This window comes from Kineosporia babensis, assembly GCF_021129305.1.
Lineage (GTDB): Bacteria > Actinomycetota > Actinomycetes > Actinomycetales > Kineosporiaceae > Kineosporia > Kineosporia babensis.
The window spans coordinates 712,272-724,726 of the sequence record NZ_JAJOMB010000001.1; the positions used below are offsets into that span (position 1 = coordinate 712,272).

11 protein-coding genes are annotated in these 12,455 nt (G+C 69.1%); 4 read left to right on the forward strand and 7 right to left on the reverse strand.

All coding sequences use genetic code 11. The annotated features are described in order from the left end of the window. Nucleotides 1-25 precede the first annotated feature (25 nt). Nucleotides 26-1,810 (reverse strand): IucA/IucC family siderophore biosynthesis protein, encoded by a 1,785-nt coding sequence (locus tag LR394_RS03220; protein WP_231438806.1) that lies wholly within the window; start codon nt 1,808-1,810, stop codon nt 26-28. Continuing rightward, entirely contained in the window at nt 1,807-3,024 is a 1,218-nt protein-coding gene (locus LR394_RS03225; protein WP_231438807.1) for an ATP-grasp domain-containing protein, read from the reverse strand. The genes LR394_RS03220 and LR394_RS03225 overlap by 4 nt, the downstream gene beginning before the upstream one ends. A gap of 331 nt (nt 3,025-3,355) precedes the next feature. Here LR394_RS03225 and LR394_RS03230 point away from each other — a divergent pair, with 331 nt between their 5' ends. Next, entirely contained in the window at nt 3,356-4,120 is a 765-nt protein-coding gene (locus LR394_RS03230) for a hypothetical protein (protein WP_231438808.1), read from the forward strand. Here LR394_RS03230 and LR394_RS03235 read toward each other — a convergent pair. Further along, nucleotides 4,078-5,487 carry an MFS transporter gene (locus tag LR394_RS03235; protein ID WP_231438809.1) on the reverse strand — a complete coding sequence of 470 codons (1,410 nt, stop codon included), beginning with the start codon at nt 5,485-5,487 and terminating at the stop codon, nt 4,078-4,080. The genes LR394_RS03230 and LR394_RS03235 overlap by 43 nt on opposite strands. Nucleotides 5,488-5,584: 97 nt before the next feature. On the opposite strand from LR394_RS03235, the gene LR394_RS42670 reads away from it, so the two are divergent. After that, nucleotides 5,585-6,190 carry a TetR/AcrR family transcriptional regulator gene (locus LR394_RS42670; protein WP_231438810.1) on the forward strand — a complete coding sequence of 202 codons (606 nt, stop codon included), beginning with the start codon at nt 5,585-5,587 and terminating at the stop codon, nt 6,188-6,190. Between the two features lie 251 nt (nt 6,191-6,441). On the opposite strand, the gene LR394_RS03245 is transcribed toward LR394_RS42670, so the two are convergent. The 4 genes from LR394_RS03245 to LR394_RS03260 are packed head-to-tail and all read right to left on the reverse strand — an operon-like array spanning nt 6,442 to nt 10,452. Further along, nucleotides 6,442-7,617, reverse strand: a complete 1,176-nt coding sequence (locus LR394_RS03245; protein WP_231438811.1) for a Gfo/Idh/MocA family protein — start codon at nt 7,615-7,617, stop codon at nt 6,442-6,444. Beyond that, the gene (locus LR394_RS03250) at nt 7,614-8,408 is read right to left on the reverse strand and encodes an ATP-binding cassette domain-containing protein (protein ID WP_269328626.1); all 795 of its coding nucleotides are present in this window, start codon (nt 8,406-8,408) and stop codon (nt 7,614-7,616) included. Before LR394_RS03250 ends, LR394_RS03245 begins: the two co-directional genes overlap by 4 nt. Nucleotides 8,409-8,419: 11 nt before the next feature. Further along, complete coding sequence (locus LR394_RS03255) at nt 8,420-9,475, reverse strand: ABC transporter permease (protein ID WP_231438813.1); 1,056 nt, start codon at nt 9,473-9,475, stop codon at nt 8,420-8,422. Then, the gene (locus LR394_RS03260) at nt 9,475-10,452 is read right to left on the reverse strand and encodes a substrate-binding domain-containing protein (RefSeq protein ID WP_231438814.1); all 978 of its coding nucleotides are present in this window, start codon (nt 10,450-10,452) and stop codon (nt 9,475-9,477) included. The genes LR394_RS03255 and LR394_RS03260 overlap by 1 nt, the downstream gene beginning before the upstream one ends. Nucleotides 10,453-10,610: 158 nt before the next feature. Here LR394_RS03260 and LR394_RS03265 point away from each other — a divergent pair, with 158 nt between their 5' ends. Both LR394_RS03265 and LR394_RS03270 read left to right on the forward strand, forming a co-directional pair. Beyond that, nucleotides 10,611-11,387 carry a GntR family transcriptional regulator gene (locus LR394_RS03265; protein WP_231438815.1) on the forward strand — a complete coding sequence of 259 codons (777 nt, stop codon included), beginning with the start codon at nt 10,611-10,613 and terminating at the stop codon, nt 11,385-11,387. 181 nt (nt 11,388-11,568) lie between these two features. Then, nucleotides 11,569-12,435, forward strand: a complete 867-nt coding sequence (locus tag LR394_RS03270; protein WP_231438816.1) for an MBL fold metallo-hydrolase — start codon at nt 11,569-11,571, stop codon at nt 12,433-12,435. Nucleotides 12,436-12,455 lie beyond the last annotated feature (20 nt).

Here is a 12,455-nt window from a genome sequence, read left to right on the forward strand (position 1 = left end):
CCCTCCCCCTGGAGGATCGGCCCGGTCACAGGTAGGTGGGCGCGTCTGCGCCGTAGAACTTGTTCACGTCGGCAGCTCCGGTGCGAGATTTGGGTAGCAGGGTCGCGGCGGTCAGCGTCCGTTTCACCGGAAGTCTCTCCGCCCGGATGATTCCTGAGTTCACGAGTGCGGTGTCGCGTGCGTGCGGGTGCGCGCCGGCGAGTTCCTGCAGCAGCGGGCGGACCCGGGCGAGCAGCGGGCCGACCGGCCGGTCCAGTCCCCGGCCGGTCTCGATCAGTACCGAGGCCACGCACTGGTGCAGCGTGGTGGTGACGAACATGGCGGCCAGATCCACCGGGTCCTTGGCGATCAGGCGGTGATCGCTCAGGCCGGTGGGAGCGGCTTCGCCGAGGGCCGGTCCGGCCAGATCCGGGTCGACCAGGCAGCTGTCCAGGTCACGCAGGAGCAGGCGTAGCCCGGAGTTCTGGTCAAGGACCACGAGCACGTTCTGCGGGTGCGCCTCGTGCACGATGCCGTACTTCAGCCAGAGCGAGAGTTGCCAGGTCAGCAGCGTGCGCAGGTAGGCATCGAGGAACGCGTCGAGGTCTCCGGCGAAGTACTGCCCGGCCAGCACCTCGACCAGCAACCGACCGTCCCAGCGGCGGGCGGTGAGCGCGGCCACCGGTAGCACCTGAGCGTTGGCCAGGTCGGGCCAGCGGCGGATCAGCACGGCCAGGTGATTGTCGGCGTGCAGCCAGGTGGACTCGTCGGCGGTCAGCACGCTGTGCCGGAACTCCTCGTCGCGCTGCAGCAGGTCCTGCAGGCTGCGGGTGAGCACGGCGCCGTCGGCGAGCGAGGCGCGGCTGACCAGGCGAAGGTTCAGCCGGCCGAGAGTGCGCATCGGCAGCGGGGTCTTGAGATGCACGGACTGATCGGCCTCGGGCACCACCGTGCGCATCGAGAGGGTGGGCCTGACTTGCAGCCTAGGCGCGGGCAAGGGCTGCCAGGGGACGTCGGTCAGGGCTTCGGCGAGGAGTTGCTTGGTCATCGCCGGGTGGACCGGGAAGACCTGCTGGCCTTCGGCTTCGGGCCACCAGTCGGGTAGTTCGCCGCCTGCCGTGACGTGGCTGGTGGGGACGCTGACCCAGCGCAGGCCGAAGCGAGGGGCGTGTTCGGGGGCCCAGCGCGGCAGGTCGGCGGGTTTGAGCCCGACGCGGGCGATGGAGAGGGGGTAGATCGGGTGGTCGCGGTGGGCGGCGAGAGCCTCGGCGACAAGCCAAGAATCAGCATTGCCCCGCAGCTGTCCGAAAATGGTGGCCCGGCGCCGATCCCGCACCTGAGCAGACCCGGCTGCGGACCTGGCCTCGACCATGAGCGCCTCGAACCCGGCCCGGAACTCCTCTCCCAACTCAGGCGCCACGCTGGTGAGCAGTTCAACCTCCAGCGCGCGCACGAAAGACCCCAGTTGCCGGGCCTGAGAACGCCCTCGCACCCCGACCTGCAGCACGAACGGCGAGCGCATCACCAGATCGCTGACCAGGTCTCCTCGTTCGACCGAACCGGCTCGCACCGGCATCCGCAGGCCGTTCAGAGCCAGCCACAGGTCGTTGCTCGACGATTCGGTGCGCCGGGTCCAGCCAATGGCCGAACGCCGCCCCGCCATTCGCGGCCGGGAGCCGGCCAGACGAGGACCAGCAGCCGGCAGCAGTACGCCCCGGCTGCGCAGTCCGGCCACGTCCTCACGCAGCAGAGCCGTGCCCAGCCGCAGGATCAGATCCCGTTCCCAGCGCGCGACCCGCGACCCCGAGCCCAGTGCCCGCGCGGCCCTCACCCGATCACCCAATCCCCGCCGGCCAGGAACTCGCTGGTCACGGCCTCGACTCCGGCCGGGTCCGGACCGGTGACGGTGACCGAGCCCAGGTAGTCGCGGTTGGTGCCGGTGACCTGGACCTGCGCACCCACCGGCTTCATCGGGCGGTAGTTCAGCCGGTAGCTGCGGCCCTGCCACTCGCGAACCTCGGAGAACTCGTCCGGCGCCCGGTGCAGCACGCCGCCCCGGTCCACCAGCACCCAGTGCACCACCCCCGCCCGGTGCGTCGAGCGTCCTGAATCCGGCTCTTTCAGGGGTTCGCCGATCAGGAGCCGGAACAGGTCGTGGAACAGCGTCTCCTCGAGCAGGCGGGCCATCGCGAAATCGCAGTGGTCGCCGATCAGCCGGTCGTTCACCTCGACGATCCGCGGCCCGGCGGCGGTGAGCACGAATTCGGTGTGGCAGGCCCCGAATCCGGCTCCCAGAACTTGTAACTGCTTGAGGACGTTTGCGGTCACCGCCGGGTCGGGCTGCGGATCCCAGGTCAGGCGCTCCTCGATGAAGTATGGCGGCGGTGACACCCGGGTTTGCCAGCTGCCCAGAACGCGTAGCCGGGTTCCGTCGCCGAAGGTCTCCAGGGTCTGCAGCGGCCCCTCGAGCAGACCCTCCAGCAGCAGATCGCTCTCCCGGCGGCGGGAGCGGACGTCGGCCACCCGCTGCACCAGCTCTTCCCGGTCGCGCACCATCACGACGTCTTCGCTGGCCACGCCTTCTGCGGGTTTGAGCACGACCGGGTAAGGGATTTCGGCCTCGTCCGGAAGCGCGCTGCCGGGCACCAGCCGCTGGCAGTAGGTGTCGTCCAGGCCGGCCGAGCGCAGACTCGCCCGCATCAGGCCCTTGTCGCGGGCGCGCTGGGCCGAACGCCAGTCCTTGCCGGGCAGATCCAGGTAGTGCGCCACCAGAGCGGTCTGCACCTGAAGGTGGTCGCTGTTGCTGATCACCGCGAGCGGAGTGCCGGTGGCCTCGATGGTGGCCAGCACGGCGCGGACGTCCTGGACGGCGCAGCCGACCACCTCGGGCCGGCCCAGCCGGTCGTGGCGACCTGCGTAGGCACGGCGATGCGCGTCCGGTTCGTCGGTCAGGATCCGCACCGCGAACCCCAGATCATGGGCGGCGGGGAGCAGCCCGTGGGTGACGGTGTCGGTGGGATTTCGGGCAAGCAGCACCACGGCCATGTGGATCACTCCAACACGAGCCACTGTGCGGCAGACAGCCGCTCGGGTGCACGGCGACCGCACTCCCCACGCCACTCTGGCTGAGCGCAACTCGGAAGTTGCTCTGGGTTACTCAAGTGGCTGCTCCCGAACACCGAGAAGAAGGGGGCGCATACAACGCGTGGCACGTTCGGATCTCCCGCGAATGTCGACGTCGGCCTACCTGCGATTAAGGACAGCCTTACCTTATAGTTGCTGCAGGCAGTGACCCGGACATCTCGAAGGGAGCTTGATAGTGGCAGGTCAGAGTGCCATTCGACTGCTCTCGCGTCCTACCGGTCAGTCACCAGCGGTGATCGATGCGAACCCGGTGATGCTGCTGGCCCAGCAGTTGACGATTCTCGACCCGGGCTATGCGGCACTCGCCTTCGACCAGATCGGGCCGGGGTCCCAGTGGTTCACTCCGCGTGAGGTGATGCAGGCCATGCTGGCCTCACGCGCGTCGCACACCCAGGCCGGGCCGGCCGTGATGGGTGCGCGCCTGGCCGGAAGCCTGGGCTACGCGGCAGCTGGGCGGCTGGGCGTGGCCATGGCCGTGGCCGGCCGGGCCTACGACACCGGCCCGGATTCGCTGATGCTGCGGTTGGACGAAGACGCGCTGGTGGCCCAGATCGCCGTGCGCTCGGCGCGAATGGCCGTTCTGCCCAACGATCCGCTGGCCGGTCGGCCGGACGTCACCGTTGTCGAGGACCGGGCGGCGCTTGCTTCATGGGCCGCCCGGGGTGCCTACGCCACGCTCGCCCCGCTGATCGACGAGGTGCACGCGCAGACCCGCTACGGCGGGGTCGCGATGTGGAACCAGATCGCCGACTCGGTGCTCAGCCCGGCCACCAAAGCCCCACTCCTGGCCGGGCAGAGCCAGGAAGCCGGGCGCTCGATAGGCCAATTGTTGCTGGATGCCCTGGTTGCTGAGGGGGCCCCAATCCGCCGCCGGGGAACCGTTCGCCCGGCCCAGAGCGAAACCGGCGGCGCGGTACTCGATCCCGTCCGGGGTATGTGCTGCCTGGTCTACCGTCAGGACAAGGACAAGTGCGGCGGCTGCCCGCTGGTCAAGTGATCCTCCTCCCGCTCCAGCCGTGACCCCAGGGCCAGAACACCGGCCTGAGACAGCGCGAGCACCAGGAACAGCCAAAGCACCCAGTCCTGCGCCACCGACTGCAGCAGCCCCAGCAATGTCACTCCCACTGAGGCCCCGAACTGCACGGTCATGAACAAGGCCGTACTCCCGGCCGCTTGCTCCCCTGGCGCCAGCACCCCGTACGCGCCGGCCACGGTCGGCGCCGCGGTGGCCCCGAAACCCAGACCTACGACCAGGAAGAGGACGTAGAGAGCGGGCAGGGGTAGGTCGTCGTGGGCCAGGGCGAAGGTCAGCAAGCCGGCCAAGGTCACCGCAGCACCGCCCATCACCAGCGGCCTTGCTCCCATCGTGTCGCTGAGCCGGCCGCTGGAGGTCATCGAGATCAGCAGCCCCACCCCCAGCGCGCTGACCAGAATGCCCTGCTCCAGCCCGGACAGGCCGAAGCGCTCGACGCCGAAGACCGGCAGCGAGGTGAGCAGCGCGAACATGGTCAGCCCGACCAGCCCCATGATCGCCATGCTGGGCCCGAAGGCCGGGCGGCCGAGCAGGCGCAGATCGAACGCCGGCGGACGGGTCAGGCGCCGGGCGTAGGGCACGTATCCGGCCAGGAGCAGCGCGCCGAGCAGGCCGATCAGGACCAGCATCAGGCTGGGACCCGACTCGCCTGAGCGGTTGAGCGCGAAGAGCACGGCCACGAAACCTACGGTCAGCATCAGCAGGCCAGGTATGTCGGCCCGGCTTCGGTTGATTGGGGACGTTGTGGGCGCCGGGATCTCCAGCGTTCGGGTGGCGCCGAGCACGGCTACCAGGACGAGCAGGCCCAGCGGCAGGTTGATCAGGAAGATCCACTGCCAGTGGCCGGTCTGCAGAAGCAGTCCTCCGACCAGCGGCCCGGCCACCGGCGCGACGTTGACCACCATCGACATCACGCCCATGACCCGGCCCATCCGGTTCTGCGGGGCCAAGGTGGCGGCCAGGGTCATCGCGGTCGGCTCGACCATGCCGCCGCCGATGCCCTGGATCACCCGGAACGCGATCAGCGCGGGCAGCGACCAGGCCAGTGCGGTCAGGCCGGAGCCGAGCATGAACAGCAGCAGGCCGACGACGAACATCGTGCGCGGGCCGTACCGGGTGGTGAGCCAGTTCAGCACCGGCAGCACCGCGGCCACAGCCAGCAGATAGGCGATCGTCGCCCACACCACCTGGTCGAGCCGGGCGTCGAACGAGGTGGCCAGCGTGTCCAGGGCAACTGCCACAACGGTGCCGTCGAGGACGGCGAGCAGAGCGGCTCCGGCCACGGCAGCGACGGCGGGCCGGTAGTGGGGCCGCACGTTGTTTACTGTCATGGCCGCCAAACTAAACTCACTGGTTCAATTTATCCAACCGCTAAGTGCGGTACAGCTGCCTTAGGCGTCAGAAGAATCTCGACCTAGAATCAACTCCGTGGCACCCAGGGACCGTAGGCGCGACATCCTCGAAGCAGCCGCCCCGATCTTCGGCGACGAGGGGTACGAACGAGCCAGCATCGAGGCGATCGCCGGCCGGGCCGGAGTTTCCAAGCCCACGGTGTACAGCCACTTCGGCGGCAAGGAGCAGCTGTTCCGGGAGTCGGTGGCCGACTCGGCGCGGCAGCAGAACGAGGCTGCGCTGGGCGCGATCCTGGCCCTCGACCTGAGCCCTCAGAACTGGCGCGAGAGCCTGTTCCAGCTCGGCCTGGCCCTGGCCGACTGCTCGCTGAGCCCGTGCTCGGTGTACCTGGACCGGATGATCGCCGCCGAGATCGGCCGCGACCCGGAGATCTACGAGGTGGTGCAGACCCGGGCGGTGCGTCCGGTGCAGGAGGCGCTGGCCGGGCGGATGGCCATGCTGGGCAACGCCGGCCACCTGAAGATCGACGATCCGGCCCGGGCTGGGCGGCAGTTCCTGGTGCTGGTCAACGCCGAACTGCCGGATCTGACGATGCTGGGCACCCGGCGGATCTCGGCCGAGGAGTTCGAGGCGGCAGTTCGGCTGGGAGTGGAGACGTTCCTGCGGGCCTACGCGAGCTGAGCCGGCCTCCCGGTTCTCGGCCCGGGCGCGATGGGTTGGCCCTGCTGGCGCGGTCGGCAGCTCGGCCTAGCCCGATTCGGTCAATTCAGGTGGCGTGACCGGTCGGTTCAGACGGCTCGATCGGCCGGTCGAACTGGCGTGGCCGGTCGGTCCAGGCGGCGCGATCGGTCGGTCTGGGTGGCGTGACCGGTCGATTCAGCCGGACTACCAGGGGCGGGCCCAGCTGGATCTTCTTTGGTAGCCGGACCGCTTCACCGAACTTGCTGCCCCCGGAAAAGGCGGCCGCGGGCCACGGGCGAGTGCGCGGGCATCTCCAAACCGGCCAGGGCACCTACCCCCGCGGACCAGACTCCGGGGGCACCGGCGTCCTTAATTGGCACTGTTCTCCCCAGCGCGGCCGAGGTGTACGTGGCCATGGTGCAGGCCAGGGTGTGCAGCGCGTCTCTGCCCGTCGCGGCCGGGCGGCCCCCGGAAGCCACTGCGTCGGCGATGTCAGCCAGGGCGTCCGCCATGCTTACGGACATCTTCTGCGGGAGTTCGACGCCGGTCGGCACGTCTTCGCGGCGGGTTCCCTCGACGGTGGTGACCGTGAGCCCAGCCAGTGGCGCCCAGGGAGGGGTGCTGTCGTCGACGTAGCTGATCATCAGCCTGCCCTCGGTGCCGGTGACCTGTACCCCGCCCGGGCCGTGCCCCCAGGCCATGTTGACCATCGCCACGCCGGTGCGCTCGCCTACGTCGGCCTCGAAACGCGCCAGGGCCATGGTCTCGACGCCGTCGCCGCGGGAACCGGGTAGGTCGGCATCAGCGAAACCGGAGACTCGGACAAAGGGCGCTCCCAGGAGATGCTCGGCCAGGTAGACGGCGTGCAGCATGTCCATCAGTACGCCACCCCCTGCTGCGGCCGGGTCATGCCGCCAAAGGGGGCGGTAACTGCCGGCACCGGGGAGATCGAGTACGCCTAGGTAGTTCACGGTGACCGCTCGTACGGCGCCCAGCTCACCCGAGGCAATGATCCGCAGTGCAGTGGTGATCTCGGGCAGGAACAGGTAGTTGTGCACCACGCCGAGTACTACCCCCGCTGCCTCGGCCGCCTTCACCGCAGCTTCGGCGTCGGCCGGGATGGAGGCCAGTGGCTTCTCGCAGATGATGTGTTTGCCGGCTTCCGCCGCGGCGATCAGCAGATCTCGGCGCAAGTGCTGCGGGGTGCAGACATCGACGATGTCCACTTCTGGGGCGCAAATCGCTTCGAGGGGGTCGACGTAGGCCTGCGCGTGGGTTGCTTCGGCGGCCATCTGCAACCGGGCCGGGGTGGGATCGGCCACCGCGACGACCTGGTAGCGCTCCGGATCGGCCAGGAAGGCGGGCAGGTGGGCGTTCAGGGCGATGTTGCCGCAGCCGATCAGGGCCACCCGCAGCGGTTGCTTCACTCGGTCGTTCCCTCGGAGGCTGGGGCAGTCGGGGTACCAGAAGGACGCAACTCATGGGCGAGGGCAGCCAACTCGTCACCACCGGCCATCTGCTGGGTGAGGTCTTCCAGCGTGATCTCGGAACGGGGTGAATCCAGTTCCGTACGGCCCCGTTTCAGCACGATGAAGTGGTCGCCGACCAGGTGGGCGTGATGCGGGTTGTGGGTGATGAAGACGACGCCGAGGCCCGCATCCCGCGCTGCCGCAGTATATTTCAGCACCACACCGGACTGCTTGACGCCGAGCGCGGCGGTGGGTTCGTCGAGGATCAGCACCCGGGCACCGAAGTAGACCGCTCGGGCGATGGCCACGCACTGGCGCTGCCCGCCGGAAAGGGTGCCGATCGGCTGGTTGATGTCCTGCACGGCGATGCCCATCTTGCGCAGCTCTTCGTCGGCGATCCGGCGCATCTCGCGGATCCGCAGCCCGGCCAGCGGGTACGATCTATGGCGAAGCTCGGCTCCGAGGAAGAAGTTTCGCCAGACCTCCATCAGCGGCACCACGGCCAGGTCCTGGTAGACGGTGGCGATCCCGCGTTCGAGGGCCTGGCGCGGCGAGTCGAACACCAGGGTCTCGCCGTGCACCTGGAACGTGCCCTCGGTGTGCGCGTGCAGGCCGGACATGATCTTGATCAGGGTGGACTTGCCCGCGCCGTTGTCGCCGAGCACGCAGGTGACCCGGCCGGCCGGCACCGTGAGGTCGATCCCCTGCAGCGCCCGGATCGGCCCGTAGGTCTTGCCCACCCCCTGCATCTGGATCAGGCTCACAGCAACCCCCTGCGGCTCGAGTCGGCCAGCGACTTCACGTACAGGTTGACCAGCACGGCCAGCAGCAGCATCACCCCGAGGAAGGCCTTGAACCAGTTCGGGTCCCAGCCCGCGTAGACGATGCCCAGGCTGGTCATGCCGAAGATGAACGCGCCGATCGCCACCCCGATCACATTGCCGTAGCCGCCGGTCAGCAGCGTGCCGCCCACCACCGCGGCGATGATGTAGAGGAACTCGTTGCCCACGCCGTTGCCGGCCTGCAGGGTGTTGAACCGGTAGAGGGTGTGCATGCCGACGAACCAGCCCAGGAACGAGACCGTCATGAACAGGCCGATCTTGGTGCGCACCACCGGCACGCCGACCGCCCGGGCGCTGTCCTGACCGCCCCCGACGGCGAAGACCCAGTTGCCGGTGCGGGTGCGCTGCAGCACCCAGACGGCCAGCGCGGCGAAGGCCAGCCACCAGATCACCGTGCCCCAGACCGTCACCCCGCCGATCTCGAAGCTCGACGAGAAGACGTTCCCCAGCCGGCCGTACCCGTCCATCTGCGAGATGTCCGGCGAGGTCACCGAGCCGGTGACCGCCTTGGTGATCCCCAGGTTGGCGCCCTGCAGCACGAAGAACGTGCCCAGGGTGATCAGGAAGCTCGGGATGCCGGTGCGCATCACCAGGTAACCGTTGACGAAGCCGATCAGCAGGCACAGGGCCAGGCTGAGCAGGGCGCCGACCCACAGGTCGATGCCGAACCACCAGCAGAACATCGAGTTGGCCAGGCCCGCGGTGGTGACGATCACCCCGGCCGAGAGGTCGAACTCGCCGCCGATCATCAGCAGGCCCACGCCGATCGCGACGATGCCGATGGTGGACGACTGGTACAGCACGGTCAGGAACGAGTCGCCGGAGCGGAAGGCCGGGGCGGCGAGCAGGAAAAAGATCAGGATGACGACGGCGGCCGCGGTGGCGCCGATCTCCGGGCGGGCGAACAGCCGGCGGGAGAGGTAGCCGTCCAGGCCGGGGGTGCTCGAGACCAGGTCCTCCTGGGTGCTGGTCATCAGCGGGTCCCGTTCTGCACGAACGGCAGGATCTGCTCGATGTTCTCGCTGTCCACGAACGACGGGCCGGTCAGCACGGCCTCGCCGCCGCCGAGGTCGTTGCCGTTCTTCACCGCCAGGTAGAGCGAGGTGATCGCCATGAAACCCTGCATGTAGGGCTGCTGGTCGATGGAGAACTCGATCTCGCCGTCCTGGATCGCCTGAGCGGCCTCCTGATTCAGGTCGAAGGTGACCAGTTTCGCCGAACTGCCGCTGGCGTCCTTTGCTTTGATCGCATCCGCAGCAATCGGGGCACCCAGGCTGACGATGTAGTCGATCGACGGATCCTGCGCCAGCTTGGCCTGCAGGGTCGCCGTCACGGCGGCGTCGTCGGCTCCGTTGACCTGCAGGTTCTCGGTGGCCGGAACCCCCTTGGCGACACCCGCACAGCGGGCCTCCAGCGACACCGACCCGGCCTGGTGGATCACGCAGAGCGGATGCTGGGCGCCCTCGGAGGCCAGCCGCTCCCCGGCTGCCTCACCGGCCCGGGTCTCGTCCGAGCCGAAGTACATGTCCGCGCCCAGCCGCTGGTAGTCCTCGATCCCGGCGTTCAGCCCGACGATCGGGATCCCGGCGTCTGCAGCCGATTTCACCGGCCCGGCCAGCGCTTCGGGAGTGACCAGCGTGGTGGCGATGCCGTCGACCTTGCTGTCCACCGCGTTCTGGATCAGCGTGGCCTGCTTGCCGGCATCCGGGTCGTTGGAGTACTTCAGCTCGATCCCGGCGTTCTGCGCGGCCTGCTCGGCTCCGGCCCGGACGATGTCCCAGAACGAGTCTCCCGGGGTCTCGTGGGTGACCATGGCGATGGTGTACCCGGAGTTGTCCCCCGCCGTCCCGGCCTCACGTTCCGGCTCCTTGACCCGCCCGCCCTCACTGCAGGCGGCCAGCGAGGCCACCAGCCCCACCGTCGCGAGCAGCGCAATTCCCGTTCTGAGCATGCGAATTCCCCTTCGCCGCCAGGTCTGGATTCAGCTGGGCAAATCTTTCTATGTTCGCTTGTCAGTAGTTACAGTCATAACGGTCGGGGGTGCCCGACAGCCAGATCAATGCCCCGGGACGGATCCGGCGCCGAACGGCGTCTGGGGAGGTGGCGGCCATGCCGGTCGATCCGGCCCTGAGCTCGCTGGTGATCGACCGCGCGAGCCCGGTGCCGCTGTACTTCCAGCTCGCCCAGCACCTGGAACAGGCCATCGACAGCGGCCGGCTGGCGCCGAACACCATGCTGGCCAACGAGATCCAGCTGGCCGACCAGATCGGCCTGTCCCGGCCGACGGTGCGCCGGGCGATGCAGTACCTGGTGGACAAGGGGCTGCTGGTGCGCCGACGCGGAGTGGGCACCCGGGTGGTGCAGCCGCGGGTGCGCCGGCCGCTGGAACTCACCAGCCTCTACGACGACCTGGCCGCCGGGGGCCGTTCACCGCAGACTCGCGTGCTGTCCAACACCGTAGAGCCGGTTCGGCCCGACATCGCCGAGATCCTGTCGCTGCCCGCCGGCACCCCGGTGGTGTCGCTGGTGCGGCTACGCTCGGCCGACGGCCGCCCGATCGCCCGGCTGACCAACCATCTCGTCGGCAACCTCCCGGGGCTGAGCACACCGGCCCTGGAGCAGCACGGCCTGTACGCGTTGCTGCGCGGGGCCGGGGTGATCCTGCAGGCCGCGCAGCAGAGCATCGGGGCGCGCACCGCCACCGCGGCCGAGGCCCGCCTGCTGGAAGAGGCCAAGGGGGCGGCCCTGCTGACCATGAACCGGCTCACCTTCGACGAGCGGGGCCGGGCGGTGGAGTACGGCACCCACATCTACGTGGCCGCGCGGCACAGCTTCGAGCTGAGCCTGCTGACCCACCGTGGATCATCGCGACCGGGGCGCACATGACAGACTCTTCGTAATTGTCAAGTCACCCCGGGTGTCAATATTCGGCCAGAACGGGCGTACGCTGCGTTGTGTGCTCAATGCGGATAGTCGCGGCCGGAGAACCCGGACCCGGCTTCCGCCAGATGCAACCGCCGCGAGCCCTGCGCGCCAGGTGCAGGGCCGGAACGAGGGAGCCGTTGCGGTGAAGCTGGACACCAACCCGTGGGGCCGCTGGTACGAGGTCGGCGACCGGGTCTTCGTGCGGCGCAACCGCACACTCGATGTGAATGCCGGGCTGGTGCTGGGTGATCAGCGCTGCCTGGTGATCGACACCCGCAGCAGCGAGCGCGAGGGGCAGGAGCTGCACCGGGCGGTCCGTTCCATCACCCCGGCGCCCTACACGGTGGCGCTCACCCATGCGCACTTCGACCACTGCTTCGGCACCTCGGTGTTCACCGATGCCCAGCCGGAGTGCGAGGTCTGGTCGCACGAGCGCGCACTGGCCGAGCTGGCGGTCTCCGGGGTGCAGCAGCGGCTGGAGATCTCGGGCTGGCTGCGCGAGTCCGGGGAGGAGGTGCTGGCCGACGAGCTCGACGCGGTCCGGCTGATCCTGCCCAACCGCACGATGAGCAGCGACGACATCAGTCTCGACCTGGGTGGCCGGCAGGTGGTGCTGCACCACGCGGGCCGTGGGCACACCGACAACGACATGGTGATCGATGTGCCGGACGCGGGGGTCACCTTCCTCGGTGACCTGGTCGAGCAGGGCGCCCCGCCCTCGTTCGACCACTCCTATCCGCTGGACTGGCCCGCCACCCTGACCCGGCTGCTGGAACGGGCCGGGCCGGTGATCGTGCCCGGGCACGGCAATCCGGTGGACCCGGATTTCGTGCGCCGGCAGCGCACCGAGATCGCCGAGGTGGCCGATCTGGCCCGCAAACTGCCGCCCGGCCTGGAGGACTCCGAACTGGAGTGGCACGCCAACCGGCTGGCGGTCGGCGGGGCGGCCGGTTTCATCGCGCTGCGCCGGGCTCAGGAGCACTTGGCGGAACTGGCCCAGCTCCAGTAGACCGTAGGATCGTGCCTTCG